The 14,662-nt window shown below is 39.1% G+C and carries 26 protein-coding genes; 7 read left to right on the top strand and 19 right to left on the bottom strand.

All coding sequences use genetic code 11. The annotated features are described in order from the left end of the window. Nucleotides 1-17: 17 nt before the first annotated feature. The 6 genes from ES675_RS00130 to ES675_RS00105 form a co-directional block, all read right to left on the bottom strand. Nucleotides 18-485, bottom strand: a complete 468-nt coding sequence (locus tag ES675_RS00130) for a hypothetical protein (RefSeq protein WP_066256141.1) — start codon at nucleotides 483-485, stop codon at nucleotides 18-20. Between the two features lie 22 nt (nucleotides 486-507). After that, nucleotides 508-879, bottom strand: a complete 372-nt coding sequence (locus ES675_RS00125; protein ID WP_066256145.1) for a hypothetical protein — start codon at nucleotides 877-879, stop codon at nucleotides 508-510. Nucleotides 880-890: 11 nt separating this feature from the next. Beyond that, nucleotides 891-1,247 (bottom strand): M15 family metallopeptidase, encoded by a 357-nt coding sequence (locus ES675_RS00120; protein ID WP_066256148.1) that lies wholly within the window; start codon nucleotides 1,245-1,247, stop codon nucleotides 891-893. Continuing rightward, the gene (locus ES675_RS00115) at nucleotides 1,244-1,618 is read right to left on the bottom strand and encodes a hypothetical protein (protein WP_066256152.1); all 375 of its coding nucleotides are present in this window, start codon (nucleotides 1,616-1,618) and stop codon (nucleotides 1,244-1,246) included. Before ES675_RS00115 ends, ES675_RS00120 begins: the two co-directional genes overlap by 4 nt. A 71-nt stretch (nucleotides 1,619-1,689) precedes the next feature. Further along, the gene (locus tag ES675_RS00110) at nucleotides 1,690-2,598 is read right to left on the bottom strand and encodes a hypothetical protein (RefSeq protein ID WP_066256178.1); all 909 of its coding nucleotides are present in this window, start codon (nucleotides 2,596-2,598) and stop codon (nucleotides 1,690-1,692) included. A gap of 7 nt (nucleotides 2,599-2,605) precedes the next feature. Then, nucleotides 2,606-3,466 carry an HK97 family phage prohead protease gene (locus ES675_RS00105; RefSeq protein ID WP_170244060.1) on the bottom strand — a complete coding sequence of 287 codons (861 nt, stop codon included), beginning with the start codon at nucleotides 3,464-3,466 and terminating at the stop codon, nucleotides 2,606-2,608. Nucleotides 3,467-3,754: 288 nt separating this feature from the next. Here ES675_RS00105 and ES675_RS00100 point away from each other — a divergent pair, with 288 nt between their 5' ends. The 7 genes from ES675_RS00100 to ES675_RS00070 all read left to right on the top strand — a co-directional run bounded on the left by ES675_RS00100 (nucleotide 3,755) and on the right by ES675_RS00070 (nucleotide 9,290). Then, nucleotides 3,755-4,198 (top strand): phage terminase small subunit-related protein, encoded by a 444-nt coding sequence (locus ES675_RS00100; RefSeq protein WP_082986001.1) that lies wholly within the window; start codon nucleotides 3,755-3,757, stop codon nucleotides 4,196-4,198. Further along, nucleotides 4,198-5,727, top strand: coding sequence for a hypothetical protein (locus ES675_RS00095; RefSeq protein ID WP_066256161.1), 1,530 nt, complete (start codon nucleotides 4,198-4,200; stop codon nucleotides 5,725-5,727). Before ES675_RS00100 ends, ES675_RS00095 begins: the two co-directional genes overlap by 1 nt. 3 nt (nucleotides 5,728-5,730) lie before the next feature. Beyond that, on the top strand, nucleotides 5,731-6,186 hold the full coding sequence (locus ES675_RS00090; RefSeq protein WP_066256165.1) for a phage protein Gp36 family protein: 456 nt from the start codon (nucleotides 5,731-5,733) through the stop codon (nucleotides 6,184-6,186). A gap of 1 nt (nucleotide 6,187) precedes the next feature. Beyond that, nucleotides 6,188-7,408: a phage portal protein family protein gene (locus ES675_RS00085; protein WP_082986002.1), complete on the top strand. Its 1,221-nt coding sequence runs from the start codon at nucleotides 6,188-6,190 to the stop codon at nucleotides 7,406-7,408. Nucleotides 7,409-7,503: 95 nt separating this feature from the next. After that, on the top strand, nucleotides 7,504-8,289 hold the full coding sequence (locus tag ES675_RS00080) for a phage head morphogenesis protein (RefSeq protein ID WP_066256167.1): 786 nt from the start codon (nucleotides 7,504-7,506) through the stop codon (nucleotides 8,287-8,289). Continuing rightward, on the top strand, nucleotides 8,290-8,841 hold the full coding sequence (locus ES675_RS00075; protein WP_066256170.1) for a hypothetical protein: 552 nt from the start codon (nucleotides 8,290-8,292) through the stop codon (nucleotides 8,839-8,841). Further along, nucleotides 8,841-9,290: a hypothetical protein gene (locus ES675_RS00070; RefSeq protein ID WP_246126193.1), complete on the top strand. Its 450-nt coding sequence runs from the start codon at nucleotides 8,841-8,843 to the stop codon at nucleotides 9,288-9,290. Before ES675_RS00075 ends, ES675_RS00070 begins: the two co-directional genes overlap by 1 nt. A gap of 27 nt (nucleotides 9,291-9,317) precedes the next feature. Here ES675_RS00070 and ES675_RS00065 read toward each other — a convergent pair whose 3' ends face one another. The 13 genes from ES675_RS00065 to ES675_RS00005 form a co-directional block, all read right to left on the bottom strand. After that, entirely contained in the window at nucleotides 9,318-9,575 is a 258-nt protein-coding gene (locus ES675_RS00065) for a hypothetical protein (RefSeq protein WP_197503534.1), read from the bottom strand. A gap of 64 nt (nucleotides 9,576-9,639) precedes the next feature. Then, nucleotides 9,640-9,849, bottom strand: a complete 210-nt coding sequence (locus ES675_RS00060) for a hypothetical protein (protein ID WP_066256959.1) — start codon at nucleotides 9,847-9,849, stop codon at nucleotides 9,640-9,642. Next, nucleotides 9,839-10,081, bottom strand: coding sequence for a hypothetical protein (locus ES675_RS00055; protein WP_066256962.1), 243 nt, complete (start codon nucleotides 10,079-10,081; stop codon nucleotides 9,839-9,841). The genes ES675_RS00060 and ES675_RS00055 overlap by 11 nt, the downstream gene beginning before the upstream one ends. Further along, nucleotides 10,078-10,668 carry a KilA-N domain-containing protein gene (locus ES675_RS00050; protein ID WP_082986019.1) on the bottom strand — a complete coding sequence of 197 codons (591 nt, stop codon included), beginning with the start codon at nucleotides 10,666-10,668 and terminating at the stop codon, nucleotides 10,078-10,080. Before ES675_RS00050 ends, ES675_RS00055 begins: the two co-directional genes overlap by 4 nt. A 175-nt stretch (nucleotides 10,669-10,843) precedes the next feature. Then, on the bottom strand, nucleotides 10,844-11,374 hold the full coding sequence (locus ES675_RS00045; RefSeq protein WP_066256972.1) for a hypothetical protein: 531 nt from the start codon (nucleotides 11,372-11,374) through the stop codon (nucleotides 10,844-10,846). Between the two features lie 37 nt (nucleotides 11,375-11,411). Continuing rightward, a complete protein-coding gene (locus ES675_RS00040; protein ID WP_066256980.1) occupies nucleotides 11,412-11,996 on the bottom strand; it encodes a DUF6046 domain-containing protein in 585 nt (194 codons plus the stop codon). Nucleotides 11,997-12,051: 55 nt separating this feature from the next. Beyond that, nucleotides 12,052-12,381, bottom strand: coding sequence for a DUF7220 family protein (locus ES675_RS16525; protein ID WP_066256984.1), 330 nt, complete (start codon nucleotides 12,379-12,381; stop codon nucleotides 12,052-12,054). A gap of 5 nt (nucleotides 12,382-12,386) precedes the next feature. Continuing rightward, nucleotides 12,387-12,578, bottom strand: coding sequence for a hypothetical protein (locus ES675_RS00030; protein WP_066256990.1), 192 nt, complete (start codon nucleotides 12,576-12,578; stop codon nucleotides 12,387-12,389). A gap of 244 nt (nucleotides 12,579-12,822) precedes the next feature. Next, entirely contained in the window at nucleotides 12,823-13,077 is a 255-nt protein-coding gene (locus ES675_RS00025) for a hypothetical protein (RefSeq protein ID WP_066256994.1), read from the bottom strand. A gap of 5 nt (nucleotides 13,078-13,082) precedes the next feature. Beyond that, complete coding sequence (locus tag ES675_RS00020; RefSeq protein ID WP_066256999.1) at nucleotides 13,083-13,346, bottom strand: hypothetical protein; 264 nt, start codon at nucleotides 13,344-13,346, stop codon at nucleotides 13,083-13,085. Continuing rightward, nucleotides 13,346-13,912, bottom strand: coding sequence for a hypothetical protein (locus ES675_RS00015; RefSeq protein ID WP_148367180.1), 567 nt, complete (start codon nucleotides 13,910-13,912; stop codon nucleotides 13,346-13,348). The genes ES675_RS00020 and ES675_RS00015 overlap by 1 nt, the downstream gene beginning before the upstream one ends. Continuing rightward, a complete protein-coding gene (locus ES675_RS00010) occupies nucleotides 13,851-14,390 on the bottom strand; it encodes a hypothetical protein (RefSeq protein WP_066257003.1) in 540 nt (179 codons plus the stop codon). Before ES675_RS00010 ends, ES675_RS00015 begins: the two co-directional genes overlap by 62 nt. After that, nucleotides 14,368-14,595: a hypothetical protein gene (locus tag ES675_RS00005; RefSeq protein WP_148367178.1), complete on the bottom strand. Its 228-nt coding sequence runs from the start codon at nucleotides 14,593-14,595 to the stop codon at nucleotides 14,368-14,370. Before ES675_RS00005 ends, ES675_RS00010 begins: the two co-directional genes overlap by 23 nt. Nucleotides 14,596-14,662: the final 67 nt, after the last annotated feature.

The following is a 14,662-nucleotide window of genomic DNA, read 5'->3' as shown; positions in this document are numbered from 1 at the left end:
ATTGTTATTTTTGGGTTTTACTCTTCCTCTTCGGACTTGGTTTCGGTTTTAGTTCCATTTACTGGAGCATCCGTTCCCGTGTTTTCTTTGCCAGTTCCTTCGCCTGTTTTTTCTGTCTGAAGTTTTAAGGCTTTAATTCTTTCCGCTCCAGCTTTAATTACTGAAGGATAGGTTTCATCTTTTAAGGCCGCTTCAACCGCTTCAACCGTTTCTAATTTTCCGATGGCTTCTTTAGCAAGTTTCGCTTTTTGAGAAGGCGTTAAATCGTCTACATTCTGATCAACTTTGATTTTTGTTGTTACGGCTTCTTTAACTGAAACATCAACGACTTTAGGACTCGGGTTTTTTATTTCCTCAAGAGATTTATCCTTCAGCGATCTCGAATGATTTCGAGCATGGTCTTTTTTGAAAAATTTAGTGCCGTCAGATGTCTGGTGGTAGCTTTTTAAACTTGGGTAATCCGAAAATACTTGGTCTTTTGACATAATATATAGTTTTAAAGGTTTGTTACTTTTTGTTCTTTTTGCCGCCAAATAGGCGCTTAAAGAATCCCCGTTTTTTTTCAGGCTTCGGGATACTGTCCTGTGATGTTTTATGTTCGTTATTGGTTTGTTGGTTCAACTCGTTATCGTTGTACGGTTCAATAACTATATTAATGGGCTCGCCCTTTCGGTTTTTAACTTTGTTAATTTCAGTTGTAACCGTGTTATGGATGGCCGTGGTTTCTTTTTTAATGGCCTCCGTAATGATTGCTTTTTGGTTTTCCAGCATGGCTTCAGCTGCCATAATGGAAACATAATAGCCAATGGCCACGCCTGCAACTACTCCTACAAGTACCAGGAATAAATTTTCAGCTGTATTTTTCCAATTAATAATCATTTAAAAGCGTTTTAAATATGCATTTCAAAATGCGGAACGTCAATAAAGCCGTCCTTGATGTTGTTTTTGTTCCAGTCGCCTCCCCAGCGGTTGGCGGTATCTAATGTTTCCCAGTAATCGCCTAATATTTTAACCGTTTTCCAGTCATAGGTCAGGTTTCCATTTTCAAACACATTGAAGTCTACTGCTAGACGACGTAAATGGTTGGAGTTCATGGTTTGGCTTTTACCGCTTTGCACGTACAACAATTGTTGCTCGTTGGTTCTGAAAGCTTCGCCAAAAGTTAACTCTAAACCATGCTGATAGGCAAAGACAATAAGCTTGGCAATGTTTCGCGTAAATATGCGCTGGTGTTGGCTTAAACTCATGATTTCTTACCGTTTAACTGCTTAAATTTTTGCAGTTCCTCAACAAGCTCGTTATTACTCGATTTCATTTTTCGTATTTCCAAAATCAAATCACTATTGCTGGCCTGTGAGATTTTAATTTGCTCAATTAACTCCGAATTTTGCCTTAACAATTCCCGATACCTATCTTCTAGAGCCATTAGCTCCTTTACAGCGGTGGTTAATCTAGCAGACATGTCGTCCAGTAAGCCTTGATAATATTCAGCGCTTTTAATTTCGTTATCTAAATCTTTAGATTTTAAATTACGCTGCGTCATAGCCTTGGAGCCGTACCAAGCAATTAATGCCGTAACTATTGGCGCTATGATGTAGGTTAAAATTGTTTGAAACATAGTTGAGTAAAAAAATAAGGCTACTGCCACTTAAAAACAGTAGCCTTAATTAAGAATGGCAAAATTTAGATTTATCGGATTGCTCCAATTTTTTTAGCCTGATATGGCGTTGCAATAAAATAGTGTCTGTAGTTTAACAGATTAGATTGCGTTAATGGATTATTTTCTGCTTTAGAAAAATACTGCTTGGTTGCTCCAGTCTTTTTTGCAATTGCTGATTTCGCAAAAATTACAGAGGACTCCGTATCTCCAGCTTCTTTAATCGCGCCAAAAGCTTTTTTAACTCCAGCGGCCGTGTAAAGTGGATGAATACCATCATCAAACTTATGTAGTTCAAAGCCTGCAATTACTGGAGCTGGGTTGCCTGATTTATAATTAACCAATTGGTCTCCAAATCTTTTTCTATCTAGGGCTAAATCATTCCAATGATCATTAGTCAAAACCAATCTAGCTCCTTTCCAGCCGCACTTACGTTTAGCTTCAATTAAATCTTCATAAGTCAAAAGCTTTCGGCCTGCAGCATCTTCTAAAGCTTCAGGACCTCCTGTGGCTTGTATTACTGGCGTATCTGCCGTATTGGCTGAAGGCGCAATGGCATGCAAGGATTTATTGAATTTGTTATCCAAAATAGCAGATGTATGCGATTTTGTAACTGTATCAATCTTATCGTATGAAGCCCCTAAAGTATCATCATCCGCCAAGGACGTTGCCTTTGTTTGGAATTTATCCAAAGTAATTTCAATGGTTCCATCTTCGTACTCTTGTACTTCAATTGGGTAGGTTGAGTTGTTAATCAACACATCCACATCAAAATCTGTAGCCGCTACATAAATTTTTTGTTTTTCGGTAAGTGTACCGCCGTTAATGGTGACTACATCAGCCGCCATTTCTGAAATGCCCTCTAGCCAAGTGGCTACTATTGCTTTCTTTAAATTGTCAATTACGCGACCATTCCAAATTTCGGGAAAATTAGCTGCCATATTTTTTTTAGTTTTTAGTGAATAATTTATTATATGCTTCTGGCTCATCAGCTTTGAAAGCTAATTGTGCCTCAAGGTCAAGCTTCATAAAACCCTCAACGGTTTTTACTTCAGCTTCACCTTCTTTACCGTCAACTATTTGAGCGTTTAAACTCTTTTTAGCTGGGAACAAAGCCAAGGTTGAATCCAATAAGGCCTCGTCCGTTTTACCTAATGCCAAAAGCTTCTCCTCTTGAGCCTTTAAAGTTGGGTTGGCTTTAATGGCCAATGCCACCTTGTTTTTAATTTTTTCGTCGGCTTGAGCGTCTGCATCCGATTGAAGGATTTCAAGCTTCAATTCGGCAGCTGTTAACTTGGCCTGTAATTTTACGGCAGCTTCGTTTACGGCGTCCACATCATGCTCCAGCTCATTTTCTTTGAAGCCAAGCGCTAAAGCCGCTAATACTGTTAATGTGATTTTTTTCATATCTGTTTTATCTAGGTTATTAGGAATAATTACTTCGCCATCTACAGGTAATGCCGATAAACAAAGTGTTTGAATTTCGCTCTCCTTTAAAGGCTCGGTATTGTCATCAACATATAACCGAATGGCGTTTGCATTACTGGGTACCGCCACAATAGAAACTTCATATAGCTCACATTTCTCCAAAACCAAGACATCGTTTACAAACTTCATATCGTCTCTCTGGAAGCGAACTCCCATAGAGCAACTTTTTATAAAGCCGCGTTCTACTTTACCTTCAATTAAGGCCGCAGATTCATCTTCGCTATCAAAAACGGGCAAACCAGACAGTGAACCGTTATCACTTTGAACATCATCCCAACGGCCAATAACAGACTTGTTACTATTCCAGTGGGAATCCAACATGATCGGATTCAGCTTGAACCTCTTAAGGTCGATGCCTTTTGTGGGAATGATGAAACCGTAACTATTCTTTTGGGTTTCGTCGTTAAAAATAAATCTTGGTTTTGGCATAAATGCACTTCTAATTATGACTAATTCAGGTGACAAATATTGAAGATTTACAATTCACTCACAAAAAGCTGTAAACCCCTTTAACAAGGTTGTTTACAGAAGTTACAGGTGTGTTAATTAGCTTTTCAGAATTTTTATTAGGCAAGGCAAAATCAACACTTTTGTACTAAATAAATTAGTATGGGACTTAAAAAAACGGAAGCCAAAGAGTATGCTAAAATGCTCTATCTGGATACTACGCAAAAGCTAACTATTAAAGAAATAGCCGATCGTGTTGGTGTGCGCCCAAATACTGTTGGTAAATGGATTAAGGATGAGGAGTGGGATAAACTGCGAAAGTCCTTATTGGTTACGCGCCAAAAAATGATTGGCGACTTATACGACCAGCTGGAGTGGCTAAATGATTCTATTAGAGAGCGCGAAGTGAAAGTTGCCGATAGTAAGGAGTCAAACACCATTGCCGTAATTACCAGCGCCATTAAAAAGCTGGAGACCGAAACATCCATAGCAGAAATATTTGAAGTTGGAACGGCCTTCCTGGACTTTTTAAAACCTATTGATTTTGATATTTACAAAAAGCTGATTCCTGTTTTTGACGCGTTCATTAATTCTAAATTGAAATAATGGGATTAGCTGAAGACAGAAAATATTTAAAGCTCTGGCAGCAATACCGTGAAAACACCTCACGCGCAACGCCTGTTGATTTAGGCGAAACGCCAGCAGAAAAAAGCAAACGAATAGCGGCTTTAGAATCCAATGACGAGGCATGGTTTAAATACTACTTCCCAAACCATTATTTGTCTGAAGTTGCTCCATTTCATAAGGCGGCTACTAAACGTGTTATGAATAATCCTGAATGGTTCGAGGTGCGTTCCTGGTCACGTGAGTGTTCCAAGACCACCAGAACCAGAATGGAAGTTATCAAGCTTGTTTTAACAGGCAAAAAACGAAATGTATTACTGGTTTCAAATACGCTTGATAATGCCGAGCGTTTACTTTTACCGTACAAGGTTCAATTTGAAAGTAACCACCGAATTATTAATGATTACGGCGAGCAACAAAGTCTAGGAAGCTGGGAGGCTGGCGAGTTTATAACCAAAAAAGGTGTGTCCTTTCGTGCGCTTGGTGCTGGTCAAAGTCCGCGTGGAACGAATAACGATGCCGTTAGGCCTGATATTATACTGATTGATGATATTGACACCGACGAAGAGTGCCGAAACCCTGAACGTATTAAAGTGAAGGTGCATTGGCTATTTGAGGCCTTATACGCTACGCGTTCTATTTCTAATCCGTTGCTTTGGATTGCCAATGGTAACATTATAGCCAAATATTGCTGTATTACTGAAATGGCAAAAAAAGCCGATTGTCATGATGTGGTAAACATTCGAGGCAAAGACGGCAATAGTACATGGCCACAAAAAAACACCGAGAAATTTATTGATCGCGTGCTGGCGAAAATGCCTTGGAGCTCACAGCAAAAAGAATATTATAACAACCCAGTCAGCGAAGGCGATATTTTTAAAAATATCAAATACGATACATGCCCAAGGTTATCCAGCTGTGACCAAGTTATTGTATATGCCGATCCGTCCACATCAAACAAGGATAAGGGCAAAAACAAACAGGCCTCGCATAAGTCGGTTGTTATTGTAGGAGCTAAAGGACGCAGACGTTATTTATACAAGGTATTTGTAGAGCAAACCAGTAATAACAAATTTGTAGACTGGCTATATGAAGCCTATTTATACCTCAAGGATCATAAGGTTGATACCAGCCGAATTTATATTGAAAACAATTCGCTTCAGGACCCACACTACCAGCAAGTATTATTGCCGCTTATTTATTTACGCGCCGATTATTATGGCTTTACCGTTCCAGTAACCGAGGACAAACGCAAAAAACCTGACAAGTTTTTCAGAATTGAAGGCACGTTGGAACCGCTTAACCGTTTAGGTAATCTTATTTTCAATATTAAAGAAAAGGATGATCCGCACATGGTCAAGATGCATGACCAAATGATTGGCGTCAGTCCGCAGTCTAGCGTTATGGATGCGCCCGATGCTTTAGAAGGCGCTTGCTGGCTCATTCAAAATAGACAATCAAAAAAATTAACCTCCTACGTCTTTGGCGAAAGGGAATCAAGACGATATTAAACTATGTTTTTAACTGAAACCGATTTAGATAGCGCCATATACGGCTATCAAGTAGACCAAATTACGGAAGGCGATGACACCATTGTAACCATGGCATTAGCCGCAGCCGAAGAGGAACTGCGAAGCTATTTGTCTGGCAACAATAAAATAGAAAACTACGACGGCCGATTGCGGTATGACGTGGAGGCTATTTTAAGCGCATCAGGCGCCAGCAGAAATCCGCTAATTGTAAAACACGCAGTTGTAATTGCCAAATATTGGCTGGTAGACTTATGTAATGCCGACATCATTTACGAGCAAGCCAAAGAGCGTTATGACCGCAGTAAGGAATGGCTAAAAGACCTACGCGATGGCGATGTTAATTTAAGTACGCTGCCACAATTAAGCCCTGAAGATTTAGAAGCTGATGTTAGACAGCCGTTCAGCTTTGGCTCACGCCCAAAATTTAACCACGAGTAACATGACAAAAAAGAAAAACCCGATAGGCTTTCAAACGGAAAGTGTTAAACTGGCAGCCGTAAAAACAAACGCCACAAAACCAAAGGTATCGCCTACCATTATACCTAAAGCCGTAGCGCGTATTCGTCAGGATATTAAGAGTTGGAATCGCGCCTTACAGCTTACAAAATTAGAGGACAACCCAAAATGGTATTTATACCAACAGCTGCTGGATGAAATAGGCTTGGACGCCTTGTTAACGTCTCAATACAAAAACCGTTTACTAAAGGCCCTCAAGGAATCTATTATTCTTAAAAAGCCAAACGGCGAAGTTGACCAGGAACAAACCGACATGTTGAATAATGCTGTTTTTACCAACGACATTAACACGCATATTTTAGACAGTATTTACCGAGCGCACTCCTTAATTGAATTTACATTTAATGAAAACGGCGTGCTACAAGTAGAGCTTATTCCGCGTGCCAATGTTGACCCGTTAAATGGTGTGGTTTATCCTGACTATACAGAAGATAAAAAAATCCTATACCGCGATTCATCAGAATACGGAACATGGCTATTAGAGTTTGGTAAAAAGAAAGACTACGGCTTATTTAACAGCGCGATTCCGCACGTATTATTCAAGCGTTTTGCGCAAAGCTGCTGGTCTGAATTATGCGAAATTTACGGCATTCCGCCGCGCTATATGAAAACCAACACGCAGGACCCAAGTATGGTAAAGCGTGCCGAAAGGATGATGACAGACATGGGTGCTGCAGCTTGGTTCATTATTGACGAAAGCGAAAGTTTTGAGTTTGCCAAAGGCGTCTCCACATCTGGAGACGTGTACAAGAACTTGATTAACTTATGTAATAACGAAATGTCGCTTTTAATGAGCGGTGCGGTTATTGGCCAAGACACCCAGAACGGCAGCCGCAGCAAGGATGAAAGCGGACAGGATATGCTACAAACCTTAATTGATGCCGACCTACAATTACTAGAGCAATATTGGAATAGCTCCGTAATTCCAGCGCTTGTTAATTTAGGCGTTTTAAAAGGCGAACTCGTGTATGCTTATGAGCAAACCGAAGATTTAGAAACCCTTTGGAAAATGACCAATGAAGCCAGCCAACATTATGATATCAATACCGAATGGATCAAAGAGAAATTTGGCATTGATGTTATTGGTAAAAAAGAAGTTCCAAAGCCAGCCAGCTTTAAATTGGATGGGGATTTTTTCGCTTAAGCCCTGACACGTATTTCAGGGCATTAAACTCCAGACTAGATTTTATTTATGATACGCATTGCGATGATTGTAAAGACAAAAGCGAGGCCATAAACTTGGCTATAAATCCACAATTTAAACGGCTTTTAAAACGCGCTGCAACCGCATTTAAAACCCTTCATAAAAAGGGAGCGTATAAGCCAGAAGATTTAGCAGAAGTTAAAGAATATCAAGATTTGATATTTGAAACCAACCGCGTATTAAGTCAGGCGTTTAAGGATAACGATTTATCTGAAGGGATGCTTGAGAGTTTGGAAAATGATGTGTTTTATTTTTCGCAATTAAAAACGCACGCGCAACTTTTTGAAGCCTCAAGGCTGATTTTAAATGAGGACAAAAGCATTAAGTCCTTCAAGCAATTTAGCAAGGATGTGGCGACTGTAAAGAGCAACTACAACGAGAATTATTTAGAGTCCGAGTACAGCTTTGCCGTAGGTTCGGTTCAAATGGCAGAACGTTATGAGCAGTTTTCAGATAGCGATCGGTATTTATTGCAGTACCGAACCGCTGCAGACGACAAAGTTCGGGATAGCCATGCGGCACTTCATGAAGTCACCCTACCAAAAACCGACCCGTTCTGGGATAAGTATTTCCCGCCAAACGGTTGGCGCTGCCGTTGCACAACGGTCGAGGTTCTGGCATCGCTTAATGAGTCCAGCGATAGTAAAACCGCAAACAAGCAAGGAGACGAGGCCACAACGCAAATAGGCAAAAACGGCAAGAACAAACTGGATATATTTCGATTTAATGCTGGAAAGCAAAAAGTGGTATTCCCTCCTGGTCATCCATACCATAAAGTGGCTGGCGCTAAAGCCGTTAAAGGCCTAAAAATTAAAAAATAGATGTTCAAAGAATTTTTAAGAAACCTGACGAATGATGTAAAAATCCAACTCTCTCAAGAGTTTGACAGGAACTTTGAGCGCAAAGCTTTTTTTAATAAGAAGTGGCCTCAAACCAAGCTTAAAAATAGTCGTGGTTCTATGATGATTAGAAGCGGCGCTGGTAGGCGAAGTATTAAAAGTCAAGCTTCCAATGGCGAAATAAAGTGGAGTAGCAATTTACCATATATGAGCCTTCATAATGAAGGCGGCGAGATTGTGGTAACCCAAAAAATGAAAAGCTTTTTTTGGGCTATGTTCTATAAGGCTAACGGAGCCTCAAACATTTATAGCGTAAAAACCAAAAAAAAGGTAAACAACAAACGCAGTCAAAAACTAGATAGCGAGGCCGCACAATGGAAGGCATTAGCACTTCAAAAAGTTGGAGCGGTTATGACGGTTGAACAACGCCAATTTATAGGCTGGCATCCGCAGGTAGATTTACACATACGTAAAGTAATTGGCGTAAACCTCAAAGAATTGAACGCTAAAATCACTAATAAATTAAAATCATAATGGACGCAGTCATTCAAAATATTCAAGACAAAGTAAGCACATTACCAATTCCGTATGTAGATGAGGACTGGGGACAATTGGATTATTACAGCCCAAACTTTCCTGTAAAATGGCCATGCGTTTTAATTGATGTCACCAACGCCCAGTTTGATAATTTAGGCCAAGACAAAGGCGCCGCGCCTGTAAATAGGCAAACGGCTAATACAATGGTAAGCTTAACTATTGCTAACCTAAAGCTAACCAACACCAGCCAACGCGCGCCACAGAACCAAAAGAATGCGGGCTTTAGCATATGGAAGCTGCAAAAGGATATCCACGCTTTAATACACGGCTGGCGTCCTGCAGAATGGACAGGCAAATTAACGCGCGTAAGTATGCAGCGCATTAAGCGAGACGATGGCGTACAGGAATATACGGTGGTTTATAGTTTAGGCATGACCAATGTTTAATGTCATGCAGAGCGCAGCGAAGTATCTCTAAAACATAGATAACTGGCTATCTTCAAACGCCTGTATTTCCTTGAGTTCTTTTGAAACGGGCGTTCCGAGTATTTTATAAAAGGTTGTTCTGGAAATATGGAACTTTGGGTATATGAATTTTCTGTGAAGTTTAGTCAAAGGGATGTCCTCGTTATAGATTTCATGGTAGTAATCTAAAACAGTTTGATACCGAAGTAGTTTGTTTTTCTGAATGCCGAGCTGTTGGGACTGACGCTTTGTCATATACACAAACATAACTTTTTTTTTTATTTGTCACAACAAAAAAACCCAACGGATTAGGTTGGGTTTTTAGGGTTAATTATTCTGTGGGTTCTAACAGTTCTAGAAACTCCGAAAGGTAATAATATCCTTCTTTAATATTGGCTCTATGCCATTCTAGTTCTGGGCTATCTTCTAAAGCCACCATAACCGTTGCATCCATAAGTTTACGCATGTGTTTGGTAAACTCTTGTTTAGATACCTTTTCTTTAAAAAACTGGGCGATAGCTGGATTTATATTAGTGTTCATGCTCGCCTCCTTTCTTTTCTTCAGGCATTTCTACCAATTGAACCTGCTTCGCCTCTTTAAGAAGCTTTTTAAAGTCTGCCATAAGATGCTCGCGATCTTCCTGCTTGCGAATTATCGCAATGTCTTTATACAAGTGAAACAAATCGCCTTCGCTAACTAAAAACCGTTTTCGTATGCCTTTTGGCTTAAATTGCTTTAGGGCTTCGTTTTGGATAATTTTATCTAGGCTCATAGTGCAAGGCTTAATTGGTTAGACAGTTTTTTATAATCATAATACCCTTTAAGCAAATCAAAATAATGACCTGTAATAAAGTTACGCCCAAACACTTTAATAAAATGCTCTGGGTTTTTGCGCTTGCGCTTGCTTGCAGAACTTCTAGTGCTTCCGCCTAACGCGTGCATAACAGCCATATACGGATAGTATAGTTTACCCTCATGCACAATGGGTGCCACTTGGTGCTTTGTTGGCAAGCTTAAAGCCTGTGTAGTTACCAGCTCTTTTAGTTTGGTGTTGCAGGCTAAATAAAACTCTGGAGAGAGCCATTGCGCAAATAATAGGGCAACATCTTCGTGAAACCAAGTACCTTGATTTGAGCCTCCTCTTTTAACTACCTGTAAATCATCCGAGGCGAGATTTCTCGTTTCGGTCATAGCGGTTAATAAATCTTTTGCCTGTTGAGTGACAAGCCAATCTCTTGTCCTCTTACTAAATGGTTTAGCCATTTGTGTGGCATTTACCATCATTTTGCCTTCTACTTCTTGAAAGGCAATGTTTTTACCGTGAAATTGCATCACAGCCGTTAAATTTTCATTTTGCATATCTGAAAATATTATATACACGAAACCCATCGATCGGTTGTGCAAAACAGTCTAGGACTGGATTAGGGCTATCACTAGCACCTACAACGTAGCAATGGGCTTCGCTTATCGTTAAAAAAAAATGTTTAGGATTTGACTCCTAGTACTGTTTTGCACGACAAATATATGAAATTATTTAATATATTTTATGAATTGACCAATATGGGCTCTTTGCTGGTCTAAATTTATACATCCAGATGTACTCGTCGGTCTCTAATTTTCGGTCTAAATCCTTATTGTTTCTTGTATTTTCAATAGTAGCTCCATTTAAAAAATATTTCTCCCAAATAGGGAACGCGTCTAAAAACTTTAAGGTCATATCATAAAACCTATAACGTTTAACGCCCTCAATTTCCATATCTAAATCCTCCCCTTCTTGAAAGACTTCATAATTAACTATAAAAAAATCAATTCCGCTTGTAGTAACTCCTAACTCCTTGACTTTTTTCAAAATTGCTTCATCGGCGTCTTTTGGAATGTACCAGAATTCAATAAGCTTGCCCTCTGAATCTTCTTTATATAGCCTCCAGTCTTGGCGTATTTCATTAGCAATAGTTTGACTAAAACCAAGTGCTTCATCGTAAGACATCGACCTAAATCTTGATATGTCTTGAGCATTAATTGAAAATGCAAATAAAAGTAATAGAACAAAAAGTAATTTTTTCATAATGGTTTGTTTTAAATTAATTTAGTGAGTAAAAATACTAATTCTCCTCATCAAGTTCTATTAAGATTGGGTGAGAATGATCAGAGAATGCTTTTATTTCGTAGGCCTGTACATTTTCGCCTTTTGTAAATGGAAAACTAAAGCTCTCTATTACCACTCTATGAATATCTAGCAATTGCAATGGCTCACAAAAAACTTCAAATATTTCTCCTACGGTCAAATAGTTTTTAAGTCTATTAAAGTCTTTTAGAGGGTAGCAGTCTTGTATGTTACCAGTAAGCATGGAGCCCATTAAAATTCCGCGGATTGTTATGGTATAATCTTTAGAGTTCCAGCGCTCTTTTATTGAGCCTCCAATTTTATTTGCCCCTTCATACTTTGCTTTAGCAACATATCTTCTAATTATATTGTTTCCGCCTTCAATATCAATCATAGGCTCATAAGGTAGGGTATAGCCAATGTCTTCGCTTGGTTTTTTAATGGTAAACGGGAAAAACTGGTCGCTTTCAGTTACGGGTTCGCCCTGCATCCAGATCTTGGCGTTATTAATTTCGTTGTTCGGCTCTTTTACGCTTGTTTCATTCTGCTTAAAGAATGGTATAATTTTAAAAATGTTACTCATGATTTGTTGTTTTTAGTTTATTCCTTGTTTACGGCATATTTGCATTTATGCCGCTTTAATGTTTAAGCCCACAATTGGAGCAGTAAATGGCGTCTTTATCTTCTACGACTGGCGTATCATTTTCGCACTGGAAACAATGAATCCAGAATAGTTTACCGTTTGGGTAGCGTACACGGTTATCGGTTTTCTTGTTAAAAAACCTACGAATTACATAGCTGCGTAAAATGCTAATAATTGTAAAATATATTACAATGACTAGGTTTGTTCCTGCGTTTGTAGCAATACCAAGAAGCGGAAATATTAAGAAGGTACTGGCATAGCTAATACCAAAACCAACGGCTGTGTTGGAAACGGCCTCGGTTAATGATTGTTTTTTTGTTTGCATAGGTTTTACTTGATTATTGATACAAATGATTTTACAAGGCATCTTTTATCACCAGCTGGCTTATTAATATCTTGAGTTAATAAATACCAATCGCCTCTATCTACTACTTGAAAGGTTCGGCCAACCATTTCGAAGCACCATGTTCCTGGTGGCGGGTTTTTAGTTAATAATACTGTAAAGGTTCTTTCGTATGGCATATTAAAATGTGTTTAAGTGGTTTTTAAATTTTGTTTAAAACAATTTATAACAGTTGCTATAAGCCATAAAAAACGGCTCATAGCTTGGTGTTAGAAATCATTTAATAAGGCAGTATAGAATAATGCCCAATAGTATAATTAACATGATAAGAGTTCCTGGACTCGGGTCTGGGTCGCCTTTTAAAAAGGGATCGTCTAGCCATTCAGTGTTATGCATATTTGTAGTCTGTTTTTACTTGATAAATTATTCATCTAACAAAGCTTCGTCAACTAATCCCTTAAATGATCCGTGGCATAAAGAGCACGCAATTTCATAGTCGCTTTCACCATCGTTGTAATAGCTTATGCCATCTTTGTTGTGTATATATTTTGAAAGATGTTTATCAAATTCAACTTCAAAAACTTTGCTAATTTCTTTTTTTGCACAAGTCCTACAAACATCTTCGTGTTCCCAGCTTGTGCCATCTTTTTCACCTATTCTATAAATTTCTAATTCCATGGGCGTTATTTTTTAAGTAATTCAATTTTTATAAGTTTTTCCTCTTTTTTGGTCAAGTCGCGGCTTACCGTTAGCCTTTTTGACTCAACGTCTACTAAAAACTCCAAAAATTGAGTTATATAAATGATTAATCCATGCAAAGCATAGACTGGCAAAACTATAATTGTATAAATGACCAATGTTACGCGCCTTTCCTCAAGGCTGTATTGGTTTCCGTCTTTTTTTAGCTTCCAAAAAAGACCACGGAATGCAGTTATAATACTAATCATTACTTATAAAATTTACGGGTGGATGTTCGGGTTCTAACTATGGCTTTGTTTTGGTCGTCAAGGTGTCGCGCGCTTTGCCTGATACGCTTATCAAAATCAGCGTCAAAATTGCCGTTTTTGTTGGTTTCGCTGGCGTTTATGCTTTGGTCTATAATGGCCTGCTCTCTGCGCTGAAAATAATCCTTGATATGCTTTAGTATGCGCGCTGGTGTGAGGTTAATAATATCAGCCTCTTTAATTTCGTAGCAAATAGCCAAAACGTCCTCTAGCTTGAGTTGGCGGTACTCATAATTGGCTAGCAGTTCCTCGGCTACTACATTGGCCTGCCTGTCTGGAAGTACTTTGGCAAAGTACATGCTGGTACCAATAAGCATATTGGTTACGCACTTTTTAACCAGTTCCTCGCCGCCTTCAACCTTGGTCATCATGGCCATGGACTTGCCGTTGGAATTTATGGCAACGCGCAAGTTCATGCCAGCGTAATGTTTCACTACAGCTGTGTTGCTATAATTCGACACTTCCGTTAGTTCCTTGAGTGAAGGTGTTACCTTGTTGCTTAATTTCATGAAGTATGATGTTTAATTTTGAATTGATATATTTTAAATCGGTGTTCTGCTGATGAAACTCTTTAATGGTATGCCATTTACTTAAAATGATTTTCCAGAGCGCCAAAGCTTCGGGTTCGCTTCCAGCTGATAATTTTTTGAGGTAAGTAATAATACTTTTCAGGCTATTTCCGTCCGCTCCTGTAAACTTTGGCGGTAAACCTGTGAGTTGTTCAAAGAAGGCCGTCCACTCGTCCAGAAATAGCGTGTAGGTGCTTTTTTCAGTTTCTATTTTGGTATAGGAAACCTTGGCTTCAAAGTGCGTTTTAAAAGACTCCATACTTGCTTCCAACCTTGGAATAATACGACCTAATTGGCGCAGCATGGCGTCGTCTATTTTTCCGCGTAAATGCTCCAGCTTTCTAAACTTGTTATCCCGATACGTGACCTTGAGGTGCGTTTGGGTTTCAAGAATTTCAATGTTGTAGTGGTTCGTCATTTGGCTCTAAACTGTTGAGTTGTTTTTTGTAATCGTTTTTTAAGAATTTTAAGAAGTCCTTTGGCGTTGGCTTTCTCAAGATACCTCTTGAGTTTGCCGTTATGACTTCAAAATAAAACCGCGAGAGCAGGTTTAAATCCCGAATCGTTCCTGCAGAGAGGCCGTCCATTTTTGTTTTAGATACTTTTTGATAGGGTCTACTCATGGTTATTGGTATTTGGTGTCATTTGGGCATCGTGCCAATACATATCAGCATCATTATCATCAAAACA

Source organism: Algorimicrobium algoritergicola, from assembly GCF_008086165.1.
GTDB classification, from domain to species: Bacteria; Bacteroidota; Bacteroidia; order Flavobacteriales; family Flavobacteriaceae; genus Algorimicrobium; species Algorimicrobium algoritergicola.
This window is presented reverse-complemented; position numbering and strand designations above follow the sequence as displayed.

What these genes read in the sequence shown, in the direction of transcription:
- ES675_RS00130 (WP_066256141.1), bottom strand. Translation starts at nt 485, where the DNA reads ATGTCAAAAGACCAAGTATTTTCGGATTACCCAAGTTTAAAAAGCTAC.
- ES675_RS00125 (WP_066256145.1), bottom strand. Translation starts at nt 879, where the DNA reads ATGATTATTAATTGGAAAAATACAGCTGAAAATTTATTCCTGGTACTT.
- ES675_RS00120 (WP_066256148.1), bottom strand. Translation starts at nt 1,247, where the DNA reads ATGAGTTTAAGCCAACACCAGCGCATATTTACGCGAAACATTGCCAAG.
- ES675_RS00115 (WP_066256152.1), bottom strand. Translation starts at nt 1,618, where the DNA reads ATGTTTCAAACAATTTTAACCTACATCATAGCGCCAATAGTTACGGCA.
- ES675_RS00110 (WP_066256178.1), bottom strand. Translation starts at nt 2,598, where the DNA reads ATGGCAGCTAATTTTCCCGAAATTTGGAATGGTCGCGTAATTGACAAT.
- ES675_RS00105 (WP_170244060.1), bottom strand. Translation starts at nt 3,466, where the DNA reads ATGTTGGATTCCCACTGGAATAGTAACAAGTCTGTTATTGGCCGTTGG.
- ES675_RS00100 (WP_082986001.1), top strand. Translation starts at nt 3,755, where the DNA reads ATGGGACTTAAAAAAACGGAAGCCAAAGAGTATGCTAAAATGCTCTAT.
- ES675_RS00095 (WP_066256161.1), top strand. Translation starts at nt 4,198, where the DNA reads ATGGGATTAGCTGAAGACAGAAAATATTTAAAGCTCTGGCAGCAATAC.
- ES675_RS00090 (WP_066256165.1), top strand. Translation starts at nt 5,731, where the DNA reads ATGTTTTTAACTGAAACCGATTTAGATAGCGCCATATACGGCTATCAA.
- ES675_RS00085 (WP_082986002.1), top strand. Translation starts at nt 6,188, where the DNA reads ATGACAAAAAAGAAAAACCCGATAGGCTTTCAAACGGAAAGTGTTAAA.
- ES675_RS00075 (WP_066256170.1), top strand. Translation starts at nt 8,290, where the DNA reads ATGTTCAAAGAATTTTTAAGAAACCTGACGAATGATGTAAAAATCCAA.
- ES675_RS00070 (WP_246126193.1), top strand. Translation starts at nt 8,841, where the DNA reads ATGGACGCAGTCATTCAAAATATTCAAGACAAAGTAAGCACATTACCA.
- ES675_RS00065 (WP_197503534.1), bottom strand. Translation starts at nt 9,575, where the DNA reads ATGTTTGTGTATATGACAAAGCGTCAGTCCCAACAGCTCGGCATTCAG.
- ES675_RS00060 (WP_066256959.1), bottom strand. Translation starts at nt 9,849, where the DNA reads ATGAACACTAATATAAATCCAGCTATCGCCCAGTTTTTTAAAGAAAAG.
- ES675_RS00055 (WP_066256962.1), bottom strand. Translation starts at nt 10,081, where the DNA reads ATGAGCCTAGATAAAATTATCCAAAACGAAGCCCTAAAGCAATTTAAG.
- ES675_RS00050 (WP_082986019.1), bottom strand. Translation starts at nt 10,668, where the DNA reads ATGCAAAATGAAAATTTAACGGCTGTGATGCAATTTCACGGTAAAAAC.
- ES675_RS00045 (WP_066256972.1), bottom strand. Translation starts at nt 11,374, where the DNA reads ATGAAAAAATTACTTTTTGTTCTATTACTTTTATTTGCATTTTCAATT.
- ES675_RS00040 (WP_066256980.1), bottom strand. Translation starts at nt 11,996, where the DNA reads ATGAGTAACATTTTTAAAATTATACCATTCTTTAAGCAGAATGAAACA.
- ES675_RS16525 (WP_066256984.1), bottom strand. Translation starts at nt 12,381, where the DNA reads ATGCAAACAAAAAAACAATCATTAACCGAGGCCGTTTCCAACACAGCC.
- ES675_RS00030 (WP_066256990.1), bottom strand. Translation starts at nt 12,578, where the DNA reads ATGCCATACGAAAGAACCTTTACAGTATTATTAACTAAAAACCCGCCA.
- ES675_RS00025 (WP_066256994.1), bottom strand. Translation starts at nt 13,077, where the DNA reads ATGGAATTAGAAATTTATAGAATAGGTGAAAAAGATGGCACAAGCTGG.
- ES675_RS00020 (WP_066256999.1), bottom strand. Translation starts at nt 13,346, where the DNA reads ATGATTAGTATTATAACTGCATTCCGTGGTCTTTTTTGGAAGCTAAAA.
- ES675_RS00015 (WP_148367180.1), bottom strand. Translation starts at nt 13,912, where the DNA reads ATGAAATTAAGCAACAAGGTAACACCTTCACTCAAGGAACTAACGGAA.
- ES675_RS00010 (WP_066257003.1), bottom strand. Translation starts at nt 14,390, where the DNA reads ATGACGAACCACTACAACATTGAAATTCTTGAAACCCAAACGCACCTC.
- ES675_RS00005 (WP_148367178.1), bottom strand. Translation starts at nt 14,595, where the DNA reads ATGAGTAGACCCTATCAAAAAGTATCTAAAACAAAAATGGACGGCCTC.